Source organism: Nostoc sp., assembly GCF_036917155.1.
In the GTDB taxonomy this organism is placed as follows: Bacteria; Cyanobacteriota; Cyanobacteriia; order Cyanobacteriales; family Nostocaceae; genus Nostoc.
This window is the reverse complement of the sequence record NZ_JBALDZ010000013.1, coordinates 1-18,567: the sequence shown is the minus strand read 5'-3', so window position 1 is coordinate 18,567 and position 18,567 is coordinate 1. Positions and strand designations below refer to the sequence as shown.

Here is an 18,567-nt window from a genome sequence, read left to right as displayed (position 1 = left end):
GAGAGAAGTTGAGTATGACATTTCCATCCGAGTTGATTTCCATCCAACTATCCTGTAACATTCGTCACGTTGCTGTGCGAGGTAGTGCTAAAACGGTTTCATTAGCTGAGTTAAACGCGCTACTGCAAGACCGGGTGACGGTGATTCATCGGTTTGCCAAGGAGCTTTTAATGGTTGCTAGCAGGGTGAACAAATGACAACAGTAGCACAGTCCTATCCGGGGATTTATATTCAAGATCTGTTAAGCAATACTTATACAATTACTGCGGCACCGACTTCTATTACGGTTTTTATTGGTTATACCCACCCATTAAAAACAACTAATCCTGGTAAGGCTGTGGAATTGTTTAGCTTTACTGACTATGAACGAGAATTTGGTGGTTTCTTTACCAGTACGGCGTTTGACAAAGGCAAGGATAAGTTTGCAAGCATTGCTTGTGCAGTTAACCAATTTTTTCTTAATGGCGGTTCAGATGCATTTGTCATCGGTCTTTCATCCAAAGCGCTTGCAAGTGTTGATCCTCCTTGTACCGTTATAACTGATGCCAATAAAACCATTAGGATTAAATTTATAGGACGAGAGCCAACGGATAAAATTCCGATAATGGTATCAATCACAAATGTTCAGAGCATTCACAAGAATAACGATACTGCTGACATCACTATCACTTATGGGAACCAGATAGAAACATATCCAAAAGTCAATCTTGATAGCACTGACAAACAGAATTACATTGTTAATCGGATTGGAAGCGAAACAAATCCTATCTCTGCGCTAGTTATGCTTCCAAATGATCAGACTTATTCTAAGTTTATAGGTACTCAGGGACCACAGAGTTTGTCTGTATATCCTCCCGACAGTACGGAAATTTTTTCGCAAGATGATTTTATATCTGCTTTACAGCAGGATAGTGAGTTAGATAAATTGCCCATTTTTAACTTACTGGTTCTCCCTGGTGTTGCTAGCAATTCAGGTAATTCGATCCTTAGTGAGGCACTGGCCTTTTGCGAACGTAAGCAAGCATTTTTAATCATGGATCCACCATTTGCTGATATAGCTAATGGACAGCTACCAGGTTCAACGAAGAGGCAGGGGAAAGGGGGCAGGGAGCGGGGGGAAATGACCCCTGACTCCTGCTCCCTTGCCTCTTCTTCAATTTATTATGACAAGGTAAATCCCAATTCAGATGCACCCAACCCTATTCCTCAAAGCACCAATGGTGCTCTCTACTTTCCCTATGTAAAATCGATCGATCCCGTAACAGGTCAATCGAGTATTGCTAATGATCCAGCAACAGGTCTTCCCATACCATTTACATTGCCACCCAGTGGTACAGTTGCAGGTATTTATGCGAGTACTGACCGGAACCGTGGTGTTTGGAAGGCACCCGCAGGCTTAGAAACCATCACCACGAATGTAACTGGCGTGAGAGACGATGGTCGCTTGACAGATTCTCAGCAGGGAGTCCTCAACCTGGCGGGGATTAATTGTTTACGAACCTTTCCTGGCGTTGGCACTGTAGTTTATGGAGCACGAACACTAGTCGGCTATGATCAACCAACTGAAACACCCTTCCAGCAGTGGAAATATGTCCCAGTCCGGCGCATGGCTTTATTCATCGAGCAGACTCTCTACCGGAACCTTGGTTGGGTCGTGTTTGAGCCGAACGACGAACCTTTGTGGGCTGCCATTCGACTCAGTATTAGTAACTTTATGCTGTCGTTATTTAATCAAGGTGCTCTTCAAGGCTCGACCCCGAGTCAAGCATTCCAGGTCAAGTGCGATAGTTCAACAACTACTTCAGATGACCAAAACAATGGCATTGTGAACATTATTGTCGCCTTTGCACCACTCACACCTGCGGAATTCATCATTATCAAGATTAAACAACTCGCCGGTCAAGTGCAGTCATAGGAGAGAATCCTGGCGGCGACAAAAATGCTGCTTCACTTAGTTAATAACTGCACTAACTTGATGACAAGGATTTCCACAAGCTATTGCATCCTTACACTTGAAATTTCTTTGAAATTGGAGACAAATGAATGCCAGTAACACCATCCTATCCTGGGATTTATATTCAAGAGTTACCCAGTAGCACTCACACAATTACAGCAGCCCCCACATCCATTGCTGTTTTTGTGGGCTATACTCATCCATTTCTAACTCTTAATCCTGGCAAGGCTGTCGAAATTTTTAGCTTTACTGACTATGAACGAGAATTTGGCGGCTTTTTTACCAGTAATGCGTTTGACAGCGGTACTTCAAAGGCTAATTTTGCAAGCGTTGCTAATGCGGTCAACCAATTTTTTCTGAATGGGGGTTCGGATGCTTATGTCATAGGGCTTCCAGCCACCTATTATGACCTCACTACCTCCCCACCTACGCCTCACGGAAAGGTAAGCGCAGTAACAGCAACGATTGGCAGTATTGTTTTTACAGCGTTACAACCGACAGACACCGTTGATTTAACAGTGATAGTAGTTCCCAATGCCAGTAACTCAGCCATAGCTGATATTACCATTATCTATGGCTCACAGATAGAGACATATCGAGGTGTGACAGTTACATTCAATCAAGCCGACAACCGGAACTTTATCGAGAATCGCATCAATGGTACAGCTACTAACCGTATCTCATCATTAGTTAAAGTAACGCCGCTAGCACCGCCGACGCAAGGTCAGCCGCCTAACTACGGAACAGCCTTTACAGCTACACCAGCAGCAGGACAAAAACTTGTCTATCAGACTATCCCTGATCCTAGCTGGTCAGTGTTTAACCCAGCGGATTTTACGCTGGGAACTCCAACTGCTCCCGCAATTTTTGATCAAGATAGCGATTTAGATAAATTGCCAATCTTTAATTTGCTGGTTCTACCAGGCATCGTCGATTCAGGAATTATCAGTGAGGCACTTGCTTTTTGTGAACGTAAACAAGCATTTCTAATTCTAGATCCTCCTATTACTTCTCAACCTGCAGACGGTTCAATTACTAACTATTTGAGTCGTGTTTCCCCAAGTACTAATGGCGCTCTCTACTTTCCTTACATCAATTCAACAGATCCGATAACAGGTCAACCGATTACGTTGCCACCCAGTGGTTCTGTCGCAGGTATTTATGCGCGTACTGACCTTAACCGTGGTGTATGGAAAGCACCTGCTGGGCTAGAGACAACAATTAATAATACAACTGGTGTCGTAGATTCAGGTCGTATGAACGATCCTAGACAAGGAGTCCTGAATTTAGCGGGAGTTGATTGCTTGCGAACTTTCCCTGGCATTGGAACTGTCGTTTACGGTGCTAGAACACTGGTGTCTGCAAACCCAGCTTACCAACAATGGAAATACGTGCCAGTCCGGCGCATGGCTTTGTTCATTGAGCAAACACTCTTGCGAAATCTCGGTTGGGTCGTGTTTGAGCCGAACGATGAACCTTTATGGGCTGCCATTCGTCTCAGCATTGGGAACTTTATGTTGTCGTTATTTAAACAAGGTGCGCTTCAGGGTTCGACCCCAAGTCAAGCATTCCAGGTCAAGTGCGATAGTTCAACGACTACTTCAGATGACCAAAACAACGGCATTGTGAATATCATCGTTGCTTTTGCGCCACTCAAACCCGCTGAATTCGTCATTGTCAAGATCGCACAACTTGCTGGTCAAGTACAGTCATAGGAGAGAGTTCCATGAGTAAACCCTTCACCGTTAATATCAATCGCTTTGACCCTTATAAAGCGTATCGCTTCCAAATCTACTTTGGAACTTCCACGACACCCGTTGCCTTGATGAGTAAGATGACTGGTGGTATGAAACGCACTGCTGATGTCATTGAATACAAGGAAGCGGGTAACATGATTATTTTGCAGGGATTGGGGCGGCTGAAATACGACGCGATTACACTGGAGCGGGGCATTACCCATGACAGCGCTTTTGAAGACTGGGCTAATGCTGCTCAAGTACTGGATGCTGGTCACCCCAACCAATCTTTAACTGCTCTGCGTCAAGACATTAGAATTGCGCTGCTCAACGAGCAGGGTCAACAGGCTTTCGTCTATAAGGTTTACCGTTGCTGGGTATCAGAATATCAAGCATTACCCGATCTGGATGCTGGTGGAAACGCTGTGGCGATCGAGCATATCAAGCTAGTACATGAAGGATGGGAACGGGATTTGAGTGTGACAGAACCCAATCAGAATCAGGCAGGGTAAGTCCAATGCGCCGGAATGAACAGGCTCTACGCCTGCCAGTCAGTGGGTTAGAGGTGTTTCTACGCCAACCAACAGGGGTTGAGGATCTTCTCTTGCTGGAGGCGACTAACCTGGATACCCAGTTGGCATTGGCGCTGCTGACTGCGATCGCACAAGCTGCTGATGGGAACGAGGTTGGCTGGAATACGCTTTCAATCACCGACCTGGATACATTGCTCCTATATACCCGCCAGTCAGTCTTTGGCGATCGCCTGCGGGCCGATGCGACTTGCCCTGCGAGTAACTGTGGTGCACCTATTGAGGTCTCTTTCCAGGTGAGTGAGTATCTTGCCAACTACTTACCAAGTCAGGTTCGAGGTGTAGAAGCGGCTGAAGAATCAGGATGGTTCCGCTTGCAAGACATACCAGTGTTGTTCCGGTTACCTACCGTTGCCGATCAGGTGGCGATCGCCCATCATCCTCACCCCGATCAGGAATTGATCCGCCGATGTCTCCAACCAGCTGAGATTACCTCAGAACAACTCCAGCAAATTGAGGAGGCAATGGAAACGTTGGCACCCAATCTGGCTCAGAATCTCCAGGGGCAATGCTCGGAATGCGGAGCGATGGTCGAAATTTTCTTTGACCCGCAACAATTTACATTGCGAGAACTCCGCAATCAAGCAGCGTTTATCTACGAAGAAATTCACCTGTTAGCCATGTACTATCAGTGGTCAGAATCAGCTATTTTGGCACTACCCCGTCAGCGGCGGCTGCAATATGCCGAGCGGCTGCGACAGACAAAGAGGACAGCTTAAGATGGTGCAATTTTCTTACCTGAAACAGATCGCTCATCGTATTCGTCCTGGGAGCGATCGCCCTGGTGGTGGACTGCCGATGCTAACTCCCCCTCGATTGCCGTTTCCTCAGGGAGATCTGAATCAGGCTGTGGCAGGGGAGGGTGAAACACCTTTGAGTAATGGAGCAGCAGCGGAGCGATTGCCCCAATCCGCTGACCTCCCCCAGGTGGCTGTTCGGCAAACCCCGCCATTGCCTGTGATCACCACTCCACTAGCTACAGAGACCAGGACTGAGCCAGCCACACTCAATCCCCTTAGTCTCCAATCCTCAACCTGGGATGGAGAACCATCGCCTACCCCACCACCACCGTTATTACAACAGATCCCCCAACTATCCCAACCACCACTGCAACAGACAGAGACTGTTACAGCCAACCAGCCAGGGACAGAGATCCGGATTGAGCCAGTCACACTCAATCCCATCACTCTCCAGTCCCCAACTTGGGATGCGGAACCATCGCCTACCCCACCACCACCGTTATTACAACAAATCCCAGAACAGAGAGATGCTGGTACTCTCAACCGGACTGTTTCGGAAAATTCGACAATCGCTCATCCAATATCCAGCGATCGTTTAGAGATGGCGCAGCCAATACTGATGCCCCCAACACCGACCAGTCCACCCAGTTTCCAAACAACTGTTGAACCTTTTGAGGCAACTGCTTCAGAGTCTCAGTTGCCACCCCAGCCAAAACAGCCATCCCCGATTACTAGATTGACTCCCTCTGTGCAACCTTTTTTTCCGGTTACCTCAGAAACCTCTCCCCGATCTGTCCAATCATTGCAAACCGTGCTGGAACCTGGTCGTCCTAGCCAACAGACACACACAGATGCAATGACCGAGTTTCTGTCTCAGCGATCCATGCCAATGCGGACAGCAGAACTGCCCCAGCCTTCGACAGTTCACATTGGCGCGATCGAGGTTCACATCGTACCCCCTCCGACACCGCCTCCACCAGTACCCATTAGGGTTGTGTCCGTTGCGGCGAAATCAGGATCAGCCCCCATACTGTCGCGTGGTTTTATATCTGCCTTTGGTTTACGCCAGAGTTGAAAGGAGGAAAGAGATGCCACTGGGATTACTAGATCTCTCTATTGTTACTGACCGTCTAATCAGTCTACTAAATGCGAGCGTGCAAAGCTCTCAACTTTGGAGCGAAGAAACAACTCCACCCGATGGCACTCCTACGGGCATCAATCCTGGTCAACGATTTGATATTAATGTAACAGGCTTACCCCCTGACGAAATTCGGAGTTTGACGGGATGCCAACTGAATCTCTACCTGTTTCACGTCGTGCAGGATTCGTTTCAACGGAATTCGCCTGTAACAGGACCGTGGACAACTCCTCCTGTTACCGATCCCACTAAAACGACAACGCGCGTACCGCCGATTCCGTATCAACCTTTAAGCCTGGATCTTTATTACCTGCTCACTGCTTACGCCAAAGGTTCCTATATCCAAGAGCAGCAGGCAATGAGCATCGCGTTGAAATGCTTTCACGAAAATCCCATCGTCAGGTCAACTGTACCCATTGATAATCGGGTCGAAGAATTCTGCCTGACAATGGAGGTAGAAAGTGTCTTAGAAGCAGGGCGACTTTGGCAAGCCATTACTTCTTCACTCCGGCTATCCTTAATTTATAAAGTGAGTGTTATTTTCATCGAACCCAAGCTCCCACCACCACTGGCAAAGCAGGTACAGACAGTGAATTTAGCGGTCAGTCCTGCATCTTTACCATTTGCCGCCGCAGGACAGGTGATTGGAACCTATATCAAAGTTAACTATATTGGACCAAATAACACGCCATCGCAACCTGACCATCGAAGCTATGATCTGTTACCCGCTGTAGTTGCTCCAGGACAAAGCTTTCTACTTTACGGGGCAGGGTTGAATCAGAATAGTTCTAACCGACTCTATCTTTTATTACCAGATGGCACCGAACAGGATGTGACAGCCTGGGCAACTCCAACAAATCCACCATCCCCAGCAGCGCCTGTACAAACAGATTCCCGTTTTACCTTAGTACTACCCACGACTGGTGCCCCTGTAGCAGGTGTTTATCAGTTGCGGGTGGGAAATAATCTCCCTTCAGGAGACCCTAACGCTATTCGCTCAAACGCAACACCCTTCAGTGTTGCCGCTTGGGTCGATCCCACGGGTGGCCCTCTATTAAGCCCGGTTGGCGGCACTTATACGATTAACGGCATTGGCTTTAGTCCAGGAACAGTGGAAGTTTTGCTGGAGACGATCGCGCTGACACCAGGACAGTTTACATTCACTAGCAGTAATGCCATCAGTTTTCAATTGCCAGGGAATCTACCCAATGGGCGATATGGGGTTCGGGTTCGCGTTAATCAGGTGGAGTCTCCACCGGCGAAATGGGTGGTGAAAACATCATGATTGCATCTGAGGCGTTACAGGGACAGCAAGCAACGACAGACTTTCTGGCGAGTGTTCGCCTGCGTGCCCAACGGCGAGTCCTGTGGCTACAAACTCTATGGTCAGAGGACATCGCGATCGCCAAACAGTCTCTTGCGATTTCTGCTACGGAAGTTGATCGCATCTTGACCCCACCCCCGGTGATGGCAGAAGCAGAGGCGGCTTTCTACCAGAGCGATCGCAGTGCTCAAGAGATGACGCAGCAGCTTCAAGTTGCTGAGGAGCAATTGGCGCATGACCAAAACTGGCAAGGTTTGCGGCAACTGTTTGGGTTATCTGATTGGGAAAGTGACCTGTTATTGCTGGCGATCGCAGTGGAAGTTGATCCCTTGTTGCGGCGAGTTTATGGCTATCTCCATGACGATGCCACGATGGGGTATGCCACGCCCTGGTTAGCCTCCCTGCTGTTTCAGTGGAACGCTGCCAGTGTTCCCGAACCAGAGTCGGGGTTGCTGCGCTGGCGGTTAGCGGTTCCTGCTGAGGGGCAACAGCACGGGTCGATCGCCTCTGCCTGGGTTGCCGACCCCTATATTGTGGGCTGGCTGGTGCAGGGACAGCAGCTCGATCCCATGCTGGGCACGGCCGTCCAGTGGATTCCGGCAACCCCAGGGACTGGTCAGACCTGCCTGTATCCGGCTGAACTGGCAGCGATGCGGGAGTTTATCGTGGCGATCGCCCACACGCCCCCCGATCACCCAGAGGCTCTACCCTCCTTTACTGCCCTGGAACTGGAACTCATTGCACCAGAGGGGGCTGGGAAGCGGACGCTGGCGGCGCAGGTGTGTGGCTCTCTGGGTGTGAGCCTGCTGGTGGCCGATAGCAGCCTGCTCCTGGGGGCGGAAGTGTCGCTGGCGCTGGCGGCGGAACGGGTGCTGCGAGTCCTGCGATCGGCTCGCTTGAATCGCAGCATTCCCTACTGGCATCGGGTAGAGGATACTAATCCCAAAGTCTGGCGATCGCTCAGGGATACCAGTCAGTTGACAATCTTCGGCGCGACTGCACCCTTGGGACAGCGGCACAATGGCGCACTGCGGCGGGTGGTGTCGTTGCCATCGCTGACCCGCAAGCAGCGGCTTGAGTTGTGGCAGCAGTTAACCAACAGTAGTCCAGTGCCCGATCCGGTGCTAAACTGGGTGTTGACTCCCGGTGAAATCACTGAGGCGGCACGGGCAGCGCGGGCGGGCACGGCTGCGGTAGTGGCGGTCTGTCAGCAGATGGTACACCACGAGCCGGGGGAATTGTTTAATCTGCTGATCTGTCCTTACACCTGGGAGGATATTGTGCTGCCATCTGCCATCCGCCAACATCTGGAAGAACTGGAACAGCAGGCGCGGTTGCGCTGGCAGGTGTATGAGGAGTGGGGCTTTGAGCGGCTGTGTCCCGTGGGGCGGGGGATTACGGCCATGTTTGCCGGACCGAGTGGCACGGGGAAAACGATGGCGGCGCAGGTGTTGGCGCGATCGCTAGGCATGGAACTGTATCGGGTGGATCTGGCAGGGGTGGTGAATAAGTACATTGGGGAGACGGAAAAGCGGTTAAAGCGGGTGTTTGATGCCTGTGAACGGGCTAATGTGGTGTTGTTTTTTGATGAAGCGGATGCCTTGTTTGGGCAGCGGACACAGGTAAAGGATGCCCACGATCGCTTTGCCAATATTGAGATTGACTATTTGCTCCAGCGGATGGAGCAGTTTGATGGGATTGCGATTCTGGCAACGAACCGCAAGGGGGATATGGATCAGGCGTTTATTAGGCGGCTACGCTTCATTGTGGATTTTATCCAGCCGGGACCGACGGAGCGGTTGAAAATCTGGAAATTGGCTTTGCTGGAGCGATCGCCTGGGGGTGAGGCGTTACTGGAAAATCTGGATTGGCAACGGCTGGCAAAGCAACTCAATATGACGGGAGCGGATATTAAGGGGGCGGCATTGGGAGCGGCGTTTCTGGCGCAGGCCAGTGGGACACGCATCACCATGCAGCATCTTTTTCATGCGGCGCAACGGGAGATGGCGAAACACGGGATCGTCATCCGGGCAGGGGAATGGGAGGGTTAGACTAATGATATCGATTCAGAGGGGTAAGGAGCAGGGGAGCAGGGGAGCAGGGGAGCAGGGGAGCAGGGGAGCAGAGGAGAAAAACCACGCCACTTGCGGGTGGGGCTTCAACCAAGGAAGCTAGGGAGCAAGGGAGCTATCGCGCCACTTGCGGGCGTTAGCGTAGCGGGACGAAGTACGGCTTTGAACCTTATCTTTTTCGTAAACTACAAACTAAACAATATGACAAACCTAAACACCCAGCGCCTCACCTTAAAACTCTCTGGACTCTCAGAGAGCATTAAGCTGTCACTCCAACTTGGGTGGATGCTCTCCCATTTTGACCCACATCCGCCGCACACGAGTTACTTGAGGGCGATTCATTTTCAGAGCCGCAATGGTGGCTCAACCGACAGGTGTGAGTCCAATGATTTCTGTCCTCTCCTCACTCCAGGCAAAATGCTCGCTCCACACCTGAAACTGGGGATGAAACAAGGAAACAACTTCTTCCGTGTTTGGATCGGATGCCTGCTGCCGCTGGGCTTTGTACCGATTGCACGACGGACAGGACAAACAAAGATTTTCCAGGACTGTTTCACCACCAGCCGATCGTGGAGTGATGTGCTCAAACTCAAACGTTGTGACTGTCAAGGCTTCAGCCGTGCGGCAGTAGGCACAACAATTGGCAAAGCGATCCCGAATCTGCCGTTGCAACTTGACGGAAATATAGGTGTTCACGAGGCTTGGGACAGGTTTTCTAGAGATTGCAAAGTATATCTGGCACGGGTTTTAAGCAGCGTCAAATGGTCAACCTGGGCTAACAGACAATCCAGTTCAGCTAATTCAGCTTCGCCAAGTTTGGTTTCGGTATGGCGAGCTAGTAATTCATCCAGTCGCGTCTGGGCAGCAGGAGCCACCATACTTTCGGCAAGTGCCTGCAACTCAGCCCGGTTCAACCCAATCAGACAGTCTGTATCCACACCCGCTGCATGGGTTAACCAATGGTATGTCTCCAAATCCAACAAGACACCGATTCGCTCTCCCTGTTCATTGGTGATGTAACGCATCTGCTCAGACATCATGCTCTCTGACTAACGTGTCTAGATCAATCCTAACTCACCAAGTTTATCGAACTTAAGTCTATCGAGGAGCCAAAGATGACAAACCTAACCATTGATCGCCTCACCCTCACTCTCAAACCCTCTGGACTTTTCCAACCAGAGAGACAACACTTTTAAAAGGGAACAGGGAACGGGCAACAGGGAACAGGGAAATCCCCATAATTAAAATTAGGGGATTTGTACAAGGACGTATTTTTTCTTGCGCTACGCGTCCCCTTAAAAAATGTTTTTATTTCTTTCATAAATAAATTTAGGGGCTTGTACCCTAAATCTTCGGGGCTAATTCTTGCACTGTTCCCTGTTCCCTCTTCCCTGTTCCCGCCCCGAAGGGGCTTGGTCACAGGGAGATGGCTATGCCGCACTTCGCGATCGGCGATCGCCCTTAGATTGGGTCGCGCAACCCAAGACCCAACATTGGAACTCTCCTGGTGGTTGGGTTAGAACAGCGACAGCGTTGAGCAATCATGGAAGGAAAACGGCGATCGCAATGGGGAAGAGAGGGCGATCGTGCCAATCACTTAACTATATTGTTTCAACCAATCGACCAACTCCACTTCTGATACCTCATCCGACGCAAGCGCTTGCATCAGCAAAACAACCTCAGGTTCCGGTGCCTTTAGCTCAAATCCATGTATCTTGAGAAACACATACATCGCCAGAAACGCAGTCCGCTTATTACCATCCACAAAAGCATGATTTTTGACAATGCCATAGCCATAGGCCGCCGCAAGTTGGTGCATATCTGCACCTTCGTAAACATATCGGTTACGCGCACGCGCCATCGCACTTGCCAGCAAACCCGCATCTCGCAAACCGTAGGCACCCCCATGAGTCGCAATCTGATCATCATGAATCGCTTGCACCATCTCCTCCGTAAGCCATCTGGGTTCAGCCACCTGCAAGCTGTCTCAGCGCATTTCGGTATTGCGATGCACCTTGCTTGTAAACTTCCATCACCTGTTCAAAATTTGGGTCATAGACCATCAGCTTAATGCCATCCTCCATCACCATCAACGTGAGTATGTCCCCTTCTCCAAGACTAAATTTATCTAAAACCTCCTTAGGAAATGTAGTGCCAAGGGAGTTGCCAATTTTTCGGAGCTTAATCTGCATCGTAAATTCACCAAATGTTATTACCAGTGTAGCTACACCGGAGAGCATTATGCCGTACTTCAGCGCGATCGCCAATCTTGTAGGTTGGGTCAAAGCCTGAGACCCAACAATTAAAACCAATTCATCAACTACAAACTAAATGACAATGACAAATCGAAACAGCGATTTCTCCTTTTCCAACTCTCTGAAATCTCAGAATACCAATGACAACAGTTAGCGTCACTAGTTATGGAAAGAATTACTTTTAAGCCAATGAATTGCCAGTACTAAGGAAAAAGCTATGCTACAAGCTTCCACTAACGATCGCAAAACCAAAGCTGAGGCAAGTTCCAAAACTGCCGAACACTTGCCAGAGCAGGAACAGCCTACCTACTTACCAGGGTTGATAGGATCGCGCCAAACTCAATCATTCCAACAACATAAAAACCTGAAAGCCTTGCATAAGACGTATGGGAATCAGGCAATGTTACGAATGATGGATAAATCGTCAGCACAAACACCTGTAACCACTTCTCCCTTAAGTAGGGGTGGCATCTTGCAGTGGAAATGTGCCTGTGGGAATGCGGCGGGTTCATCAGGAAGTTGTGCTGAATGCCAGGAAGATGGTGAGATGGCTGTGCCGGGAAGCATTCAAACTAAGCTTACGATTAATGAACCTGGCGATCGCTATGAGCAGGAAGCAGATCGAGTTGCCGAGCAAGTAATGACGATGCCCGACCCTACTGCTTCATCTGTGCAGCGAATAGCAGGGGATGATAAACAAGACGGCATCCAGACCAAATTGCTAGCAACCTCCATTACGCAGCTCCTGCAACGAGAAGCGATGCCAGAAGAAGAGGAAAAAGAGAAAGAAGAGGAAGAATCGATTCAGACTAAGCCTGCGCTACAAGGGGCAAAAAAAAATAATAGTCTGGAAACGGGTCATAACTTGGAAAGTCGGTTGAACAATAGTGGCAGCGGTAGCCCCCTGCCCAATGACGTGCGATCGTTCATGGAACCACGGTTTGGTGCTGATTTTAGTCAGGTGCGGGTGCATAGGGGCGGCGAAGCCGTGCAGATGAACCGAGAGTTAAATGCTAAAGCCTTTACCCACAAACAAGACATTTACTTTGGGGCAGGCAAGTCGCTGGGGATGAATGATTTGACTGCCCACGAATTGACCCATGTGGTTCAGCAGCACCAGAGTGGGGCACTTTTCGGATCATTTATCATACAACGTGATGCCGATTCCGACAGTTATAAGCAAGGTTACCAGGACGGTCTGAATGGTGGAGAATCACAGGTGGGACCTCGGTACGGAGACGCTCTCACCGACTATAACGAGGGTTATGCCAAAGGTCACTATGAGTTCACTCGGTCGTCGGCAACTCCAGCCCCAGCTACTCCGGATCAAGCGCCAACTCCAGCCCCAGCTATTTCGGGGCAGACTGAAACCCCAGCGCCCGGACCTACTTCCGACAGTTATAAGCAAGGTTACCAGGACGGTCTGAATGGTGGAGAATCGCAGGTGGGACCTCGGTACGGAGACGCTCTCACCGACTATAACAAGGGTTATGCCAAAGGTCACTATGAGTTTAGTCAGAGGGCAGCGCCCGCCCCAAGATCAGCGTCCACCGACGACTCGCAGACGAATGACCAGGCAATCGCGCAGATGGATAAGATCCACAAGTTAATAGCGGCAGTCAAGAGCGCGCTCATCCAAGCTCCTGAGAAGTTTGGCGACCAAGTCAACGCATTGCTGCAACCGGAAGCGTTACTTGAGTTTGCCATATGGACGGAAGTTTTCGCCGCGCTCCAGGCCACGCCAGCAGGATGGGGGGCGGACTTGGCAATCATCGGGCTTGAGGCATATCTGATTGGACCATTAGTAGTTAAAGCTATCGAAGATCTCGTTGAGTTCTTCGATACAGCGATCAATGCTCAGGATAAGAAAGCGATCGATAAAGCGGGCGCAGCGCTCGCAGATGCTTTAGGAATCCTTGGTATTGACTTACTCATGAAGCTGCTTTTTCACGGGTCAGGCGAAGTTGAGCCGGAAAAAGCACCGTCCGGCGAAGTTGAAATCAAGCCTAAAGCGGAAGAAACATCCGAAACGCCCAAAGAAGAAGCCTTACTTGAGAGGACTGCAAACAAACCAAGTAATACATTATCTCCCGAAGAAATTAATACAGAACGTAAAATAGCAGACCGTGGCAACGCAGAAGCAATTGACGACCCGCCCTTTACAATCAAGCGCAAATTGCCCAACGGGCACGAGATCGAGGAGACTCCGAATGGTGACCGAATCAAACGTTGCACGGCGTGTGCAGTCTTCGACAAGGATGGAAATCTTGTCAGTGAGGAGACGGAAGGGCATACCGAGGAACCAAAAGCAAACACTCCACAAATTCGAGTTGAGGATGTCACGACAGGCCCACATGGCCCAGAGCGTCCAATAGAAGATGTAGTGGCAAGGGCATGGAAGGACGGGAAACCGCAAGGCAGATGGCTCACACGAGAGGCAGGAGAAAAAGCAGTTGCAGATGCAAATCTAGATGTGAATAATATGAAGCCAGGTACGCCTTATTCTATACCCATTCCTGACGAGGCTGGAGAGGTTGTGCGAACTTACAATGAATATCCTGACAGAGGTATTCCAAGAAGTCAGAGATTTGAACGTGAACCTGCTAACAGGGCTATTGTTATCCGAAAACCTGATGGAATTCATTCATTCCCAATTGGTCCAGACAATCCAGCTTATAATACGCCTGCTCCAACCCTGTCTTCTTCAAACCCTTAAAGATCAATTGTATGTATGCTCAAACGGCTGAGTTAAAGACTAATCTTGAGCCTCAAGTAATTCAAGGCTTCAATGGGTTAAGCTCACGTGAAGTTATGAATCAACTATTAAGTATAGGATATCAAACCATTCTATTGAAGGGGGCATTGGTAGATCAGTTTAGTGATGGAATTTCTTTGTGGGTTGAGGAAGATGCTAAGTTCTTAATTGACGATTATTTCTATCTTGAAAAGCTTCTTACATCACAAAAGCCTTATGAGCATGGAAGCTTTCTCAATGACGGCTTGTTATCCTTTACAGCAACTTCTGATAGGACAAGAGTAGAGATAGAATTTAGATATTGTCCTGGTTTAGATATTGCAAATCTAGTGACTCATCATTTAACTATCACTGAGAATGAATATGTATGGTGGTGGAGGAATATAGCCCATCAGATACTCAATCTTGTATCGTCAACCTAATCGTATATCTTCTAGTAGAAGCACAAGATCCAATCACCTAAAACTACTTTTCAAACCGCAAATGACATGACAAATCTAACCATCGATCGCCTGACCCTCAAACTCTCCGGACTCTCAGAAACGGAAGGACAACGCCTAGCACAGATCATTACCCAAAGGCTTGCCAGTAGCGATCTTCCTAACCACGAACCCAGTGATCTTGCTGCCCTTCAAGTAACAATTCCCACTCGCCCCAACGCCAGCATAGATTGGTTGGCAGAACAAATTGTAACAAGTATCTTGCGGCAACTCAATCAAACCCTGGGATAATAAGGAGTAATAATGGCAGGAAAATTCATCAAAGGTGCCTTAGTCGAATTCATGCCCACGTTTCTGGTGCCTCTACCCAACGTGATTCTGTTCCAGTACAACCCCGAAACCATGATCCATACATGGACACAGGCAGAGACATCCAGTGGAAAAGAACAAGCCATCACCAATCCCCTGGCAGTTAAAAATGTGCCCGGTGAGTCGTTTTCATTCACAATTATGATGGATGCCAACGATACCATTGCCGATGGTAGCGCCGTCACCGCCAGCCTTGCCCAGGCGAGCGGCGTTTACTCACGACTGGCGGCTCTGGAGATGCTCCTCTACCCAACCAATGCTTTTGGTGGTGGGTTGCTCGGCTCGGTATCTGTGTCTGCTTCAGTCAATGTGGGAGCGGGTGGTGTATCAGTTGGGGTTTCTGTCAGTACAACCGCCGCCAGTCGCAGTGTCCCCCAGTCCCAGGTACCTACTGTACTATTTGTCTGGGGTCCGGGACGAATTGTACCCGTCCGCATCACAAGCCTGACGATTACTGAAAAGCTCTATGACACCTCATTAAATCCCATTCACGCCGAAGCCCAACTAGGACTGCGGGTACTGACTCTGGAAGAACTAAACGCGATTTCTGGACAAGACCCGCTCAACGAGATCGCCAAAACAGCCTATACCTACTCCCAAGGACTACGTCAGGCGCTGGCCCTCGCCAATCTCGCCAATGCTACAGAATCCATTATCGGGATGTTACCCGTATAAAGCTTAAAGGAGGTTATAAGCATGTTCTTTCCCGGCAGTCGCTACGAAAAAGTAGGTACCTACCAATTGACCAGACCCAATGGCACCCTGATCACCGTCACGAAAGTTCCCCTACCGTCTAACCAACCACTCCTGGGGTACCACCGCCGCCTGGAAGGGCAGCGCCTAGATTTGATTGCCAATAACTACCTGAAAGATGCCACTGCCTTCTGGCAACTCTGCGATGGGAATAATGCCGTAGTTCCCGATGCCTTGGCAGCCCACAACTTAATTGGCATTCCTGCCAAGGGGAGTTGAGTCATGGCTAGCACCTTCCGGCTATTTTTCAATGGTACAGCAGCGGATGACAACTTCTACAATACGCTGTCCACCCTGGAAGTGGAGGAAAACATTGACCTGCCTGGTGCAATCCAACTCAATTTACCTGTTAGCCATTCAGGCGATGGCGACCTGACTTTTGTGAATGACGCTCGCCTCAAACCTCTGGCAAATCTGGCTGTTGTCGTCATCCCTGACAATAAATCGGCTGAATGCATCTTTGATGGCTATGTCCTTTCCCATAAATTACACCTGGAAACAGGTACTACCAATGCCACCCTACAGGTATGGGGGCAGGATGCTTCTTGGCTGATGAACCTGGAAGAACAGGTCAAGGAATGGGTGGATATCACTGATGCCAGTGTGGCCAATAGCATTTTCAGCACTTATGGTATCACCCCCTCAACCGACAATACCAACGATGACTCACCCTCCCACACAGAAGATGGGCATAGTTTGATGCAACGGGCTTCCGATATCCAATTTTTGCGTAACTTAGCTCGTCGCAACGGGAAATTTTGTCGCGTTGCCTGCACCAATCAACCGGGACAGCGCACTGGCTACTTTATTAAACCCAATCTGGATGGTGATGCAATTATCACCCTTACCCTCAACGACCCAGAAAAGTGGACAGTGAATGCCCTCGATTTCGACTGGGATATCACCCGACCCAGTGCTGTAAAAGCCAGTCAAGCATCGTTTACTGATAGTGATGAGGATGGTTTCAGTGCTGACACAGGCGATTCCGGCTTAAAGCCGCTGGATGCCCAGAATCTAGCGGCTTTTGCGGGCAAACCCATGACGGTCATCCTCACAACTCCAGTGGATGATGCCGGGGAGTTAACGTTCCGCGCCCAATCCCTGCTGCGCGAAGCGGGCTGGTTTGTCCGCTGTGAAGGCGAAGCCGATGTCGCCAGACTCAATGCCATCCTGCGGGTTGGCACTGTGGTACAGATTGAAGGGGTTGGCAGTCTCAATTCTGGCAAGTACTACGTTTGGACAGTACGTCATAGTATCACCGCCGATGCTCACAAAATGAAATTCGTGTTGGTACGCAATGCTATGGGAGCAACGCCATCCAGTAGCAGTGGAGTCTTGGGAGGATTGCCTTTATGAACGATCAAATGATGTTGGAACTGCTGGAACGGGTACGCAACCGTTTCTATGGCAAATACCGGGGGACGGTAACAGATATTGATCCAGGCACCTTACGGATCAAAGCCAAAGTGCCTGCTGTCTTAGGGCAACAAAAAACGGGCTGGTGTATGCCCTGTGTCCCCTATGCTGGTCCTCAGGTTGGGTTGGCATTTCTGCCCGAAGAAGGCGCGGGGGTGTGGATTGAATTTGAGGGCGGTGATGTGTCCTATCCTATCTGGACGGGGTGTTACTGGCGATCTGGTGAACAGCCCTCTGATGCCGCGCCTGCGGTGAAAGTCATCGTCACCCAAGCCAAGCACAAAGTTCTGTTGGATGACAATGCCGGAACAATCACAATTACTGATGCAAACAACAACACAATTACCTTGGAATCTTCAGGTATCACCCTAGAACGGGGCAGTCAAAACATCCAGATCAGTGATAGCGAAGTCAATATCAACGATGGTTCCTTGGAGGTGATGTAATGGCAGGACTGCTCACAACTTCTAGCATCATGATGTGTCCCCACGGTGGTATGGTTCAGGCAATTACGACTAACACTAAGGTCAAAACCACAGATGGCTATATCCTTAGGTCTTCCGATACCTTTAGCATCGTGGGCTGTGTCTTTACCCCCACAATCCCGCATCCCTGTGTGCAAGTGCAGTGGGTGCAACCAGCGCTGAAATCCCAGGTAATGAGTGACTTCACGCTGACTGAAGAGAGCGTTGGACTCTGTGTGGCAGGGGATCTAGCCGTGCAGGGATCTGTCTTGATTAACTATACCCAATCCCAGGTTTCGGGATTTTAGCTAGGACTACTTAGAGGAGCAAACCCATGAATCGACATGACTATGCCTTTCCATTCCGAATTGATGCCGTGTCTGGTCAGGCGGCGCAGACAAGTTATGAAGCTCACGTCGAGCAAATGATTCGCCAGGTGTTACTGACGGCACCAGGAGAACGCGTATATCTTACGCGAACAAACGAATAATTAATTTTGTTTATAGTTATCAGCAGAAAAAAAGCATAGCCACCAGAACCCCAAGCCATAGTAATATAAAT

The 18,567-nt window shown here is 49.5% G+C and carries 21 protein-coding genes; 17 read left to right on the top strand and 4 right to left on the bottom strand.

Annotated features, from left to right (window positions below):
* The first annotated feature begins 14 nt into the window (after nt 1-14).
* The 8 genes from V7K67_RS01680 to V7K67_RS01645 all read left to right on the top strand — a co-directional run bounded on the left by V7K67_RS01680 (nt 15) and on the right by V7K67_RS01645 (nt 9,533).
* Nucleotides 15-197, top strand: a complete 183-nt coding sequence (locus V7K67_RS01680; RefSeq protein WP_334729662.1) for a hypothetical protein — start codon at nt 15-17, stop codon at nt 195-197.
* Nucleotides 194-1,915 carry a phage tail sheath family protein gene (locus tag V7K67_RS01675; protein WP_335165004.1) on the top strand — a complete coding sequence of 574 codons (1,722 nt, stop codon included), beginning with the start codon at nt 194-196 and terminating at the stop codon, nt 1,913-1,915. The genes V7K67_RS01680 and V7K67_RS01675 overlap by 4 nt, the downstream gene beginning before the upstream one ends.
* A gap of 128 nt (nt 1,916-2,043) precedes the next feature.
* The gene (locus tag V7K67_RS01670) at nt 2,044-3,669 is read left to right on the top strand and encodes a phage tail sheath family protein (protein ID WP_335165002.1); all 1,626 of its coding nucleotides are present in this window, start codon (nt 2,044-2,046) and stop codon (nt 3,667-3,669) included.
* Nucleotides 3,670-3,680: 11 nt separating this feature from the next.
* Nucleotides 3,681-4,202, top strand: a complete 522-nt coding sequence (locus V7K67_RS01665; protein ID WP_334729665.1) for a phage tail protein — start codon at nt 3,681-3,683, stop codon at nt 4,200-4,202.
* 5 nt (nt 4,203-4,207) lie between these two features.
* Nucleotides 4,208-4,999, top strand: a complete 792-nt coding sequence (locus V7K67_RS01660; RefSeq protein WP_335165000.1) for a T4 family baseplate hub assembly chaperone — start codon at nt 4,208-4,210, stop codon at nt 4,997-4,999.
* A 1-nt stretch (nt 5,000) separates the two neighbouring features.
* Nucleotides 5,001-6,095: a hypothetical protein gene (locus V7K67_RS01655; RefSeq protein WP_335164998.1), complete on the top strand. Its 1,095-nt coding sequence runs from the start codon at nt 5,001-5,003 to the stop codon at nt 6,093-6,095.
* Nucleotides 6,096-6,108: 13 nt separating this feature from the next.
* Nucleotides 6,109-7,443 (top strand): DUF4255 domain-containing protein, encoded by a 1,335-nt coding sequence (locus V7K67_RS01650; RefSeq protein WP_442943735.1) that lies wholly within the window; start codon nt 6,109-6,111, stop codon nt 7,441-7,443.
* The gene (locus V7K67_RS01645) at nt 7,422-9,533 is read left to right on the top strand and encodes an ATP-binding protein (RefSeq protein WP_335164994.1); all 2,112 of its coding nucleotides are present in this window, start codon (nt 7,422-7,424) and stop codon (nt 9,531-9,533) included. Before V7K67_RS01650 ends, V7K67_RS01645 begins: the two co-directional genes overlap by 22 nt.
* A 384-nt stretch (nt 9,534-9,917) precedes the next feature.
* Here V7K67_RS01645 and V7K67_RS01640 read toward each other — a convergent pair whose 3' ends face one another.
* The 4 genes from V7K67_RS01640 to V7K67_RS01625 all read right to left on the bottom strand — a co-directional run bounded on the left by V7K67_RS01640 (nt 9,918) and on the right by V7K67_RS01625 (nt 11,839).
* Entirely contained in the window at nt 9,918-10,250 is a 333-nt protein-coding gene (locus V7K67_RS01640) for an HNH endonuclease (protein WP_334729670.1), read from the bottom strand.
* Entirely contained in the window at nt 10,247-10,594 is a 348-nt protein-coding gene (locus V7K67_RS01635) for a hypothetical protein (RefSeq protein WP_334729671.1), read from the bottom strand. Before V7K67_RS01635 ends, V7K67_RS01640 begins: the two co-directional genes overlap by 4 nt.
* Nucleotides 10,595-11,151: 557 nt before the next feature.
* A complete protein-coding gene (locus V7K67_RS01630) occupies nt 11,152-11,529 on the bottom strand; it encodes a type II toxin-antitoxin system death-on-curing family toxin (protein WP_334729672.1) in 378 nt (125 codons plus the stop codon).
* A complete protein-coding gene (locus V7K67_RS01625) occupies nt 11,522-11,839 on the bottom strand; it encodes an AbrB/MazE/SpoVT family DNA-binding domain-containing protein (protein WP_335164991.1) in 318 nt (105 codons plus the stop codon). Before V7K67_RS01625 ends, V7K67_RS01630 begins: the two co-directional genes overlap by 8 nt.
* A 187-nt stretch (nt 11,840-12,026) precedes the next feature.
* Here V7K67_RS01625 and V7K67_RS01620 point away from each other — a divergent pair, with 187 nt between their 5' ends.
* From V7K67_RS01620 to V7K67_RS01580, 9 genes are all read left to right on the top strand, one after another.
* Nucleotides 12,027-14,525 carry an eCIS core domain-containing protein gene (locus V7K67_RS01620; RefSeq protein WP_335164989.1) on the top strand — a complete coding sequence of 833 codons (2,499 nt, stop codon included), beginning with the start codon at nt 12,027-12,029 and terminating at the stop codon, nt 14,523-14,525.
* 11 nt (nt 14,526-14,536) lie between these two features.
* Nucleotides 14,537-14,986 (top strand): hypothetical protein, encoded by a 450-nt coding sequence (locus tag V7K67_RS01615; protein ID WP_335164987.1) that lies wholly within the window; start codon nt 14,537-14,539, stop codon nt 14,984-14,986.
* Nucleotides 14,987-15,052: 66 nt separating this feature from the next.
* Nucleotides 15,053-15,295 carry a hypothetical protein gene (locus V7K67_RS01610; RefSeq protein ID WP_335164985.1) on the top strand — a complete coding sequence of 81 codons (243 nt, stop codon included), beginning with the start codon at nt 15,053-15,055 and terminating at the stop codon, nt 15,293-15,295.
* A 12-nt stretch (nt 15,296-15,307) separates the two neighbouring features.
* Nucleotides 15,308-16,048, top strand: a complete 741-nt coding sequence (locus V7K67_RS01605; protein ID WP_334729676.1) for a hypothetical protein — start codon at nt 15,308-15,310, stop codon at nt 16,046-16,048.
* A 21-nt stretch (nt 16,049-16,069) separates the two neighbouring features.
* Nucleotides 16,070-16,345 (top strand): hypothetical protein, encoded by a 276-nt coding sequence (locus tag V7K67_RS01600; protein WP_334729677.1) that lies wholly within the window; start codon nt 16,070-16,072, stop codon nt 16,343-16,345.
* A 3-nt stretch (nt 16,346-16,348) separates the two neighbouring features.
* The gene (locus V7K67_RS01595; RefSeq protein ID WP_335164983.1) at nt 16,349-17,482 is read left to right on the top strand and encodes a phage late control D family protein; all 1,134 of its coding nucleotides are present in this window, start codon (nt 16,349-16,351) and stop codon (nt 17,480-17,482) included.
* Complete coding sequence (locus V7K67_RS01590; RefSeq protein WP_334729679.1) at nt 17,479-17,988, top strand: phage baseplate assembly protein V; 510 nt, start codon at nt 17,479-17,481, stop codon at nt 17,986-17,988. Before V7K67_RS01595 ends, V7K67_RS01590 begins: the two co-directional genes overlap by 4 nt.
* On the top strand, nt 17,988-18,314 hold the full coding sequence (locus tag V7K67_RS01585) for a hypothetical protein (RefSeq protein ID WP_335164981.1): 327 nt from the start codon (nt 17,988-17,990) through the stop codon (nt 18,312-18,314). The genes V7K67_RS01590 and V7K67_RS01585 overlap by 1 nt, the downstream gene beginning before the upstream one ends.
* Before the next feature lie 26 nt (nt 18,315-18,340).
* The gene (locus V7K67_RS01580) at nt 18,341-18,496 is read left to right on the top strand and encodes a hypothetical protein (protein ID WP_335164979.1); all 156 of its coding nucleotides are present in this window, start codon (nt 18,341-18,343) and stop codon (nt 18,494-18,496) included.
* Nucleotides 18,497-18,567: the final 71 nt, after the last annotated feature.

Coding starts and splice junctions, on each gene's coding strand:
- V7K67_RS01615 (WP_335164987.1), top strand. CDS start 14,537: ATGTATGCTCAAACGGCTGAGTTAAAGACTAATCTTGAGCCTCAAGTA.
- V7K67_RS01595 (WP_335164983.1), top strand. CDS start 16,349: ATGGCTAGCACCTTCCGGCTATTTTTCAATGGTACAGCAGCGGATGAC.
- V7K67_RS01660 (WP_335165000.1), top strand. CDS start 4,208: ATGCGCCGGAATGAACAGGCTCTACGCCTGCCAGTCAGTGGGTTAGAG.
- V7K67_RS01635 (WP_334729671.1), bottom strand. CDS start 10,594: ATGATGTCTGAGCAGATGCGTTACATCACCAATGAACAGGGAGAGCGA.
- V7K67_RS01620 (WP_335164989.1), top strand. CDS start 12,027: ATGCTACAAGCTTCCACTAACGATCGCAAAACCAAAGCTGAGGCAAGT.
- V7K67_RS01680 (WP_334729662.1), top strand. CDS start 15: ATGACATTTCCATCCGAGTTGATTTCCATCCAACTATCCTGTAACATT.
- V7K67_RS01670 (WP_335165002.1), top strand. CDS start 2,044: ATGCCAGTAACACCATCCTATCCTGGGATTTATATTCAAGAGTTACCC.
- V7K67_RS01600 (WP_334729677.1), top strand. CDS start 16,070: ATGTTCTTTCCCGGCAGTCGCTACGAAAAAGTAGGTACCTACCAATTG.
- V7K67_RS01580 (WP_335164979.1), top strand. CDS start 18,341: ATGAATCGACATGACTATGCCTTTCCATTCCGAATTGATGCCGTGTCT.
- V7K67_RS01655 (WP_335164998.1), top strand. CDS start 5,001: ATGGTGCAATTTTCTTACCTGAAACAGATCGCTCATCGTATTCGTCCT.
- V7K67_RS01665 (WP_334729665.1), top strand. CDS start 3,681: ATGAGTAAACCCTTCACCGTTAATATCAATCGCTTTGACCCTTATAAA.
- V7K67_RS01585 (WP_335164981.1), top strand. CDS start 17,988: ATGGCAGGACTGCTCACAACTTCTAGCATCATGATGTGTCCCCACGGT.
- V7K67_RS01650 (WP_442943735.1), top strand. CDS start 6,109: ATGCCACTGGGATTACTAGATCTCTCTATTGTTACTGACCGTCTAATC.
- V7K67_RS01610 (WP_335164985.1), top strand. CDS start 15,053: ATGACAAATCTAACCATCGATCGCCTGACCCTCAAACTCTCCGGACTC.
- V7K67_RS01645 (WP_335164994.1), top strand. CDS start 7,422: ATGGGTGGTGAAAACATCATGATTGCATCTGAGGCGTTACAGGGACAG.
- V7K67_RS01675 (WP_335165004.1), top strand. CDS start 194: ATGACAACAGTAGCACAGTCCTATCCGGGGATTTATATTCAAGATCTG.
- V7K67_RS01605 (WP_334729676.1), top strand. CDS start 15,308: ATGGCAGGAAAATTCATCAAAGGTGCCTTAGTCGAATTCATGCCCACG.
- V7K67_RS01590 (WP_334729679.1), top strand. CDS start 17,479: ATGAACGATCAAATGATGTTGGAACTGCTGGAACGGGTACGCAACCGT.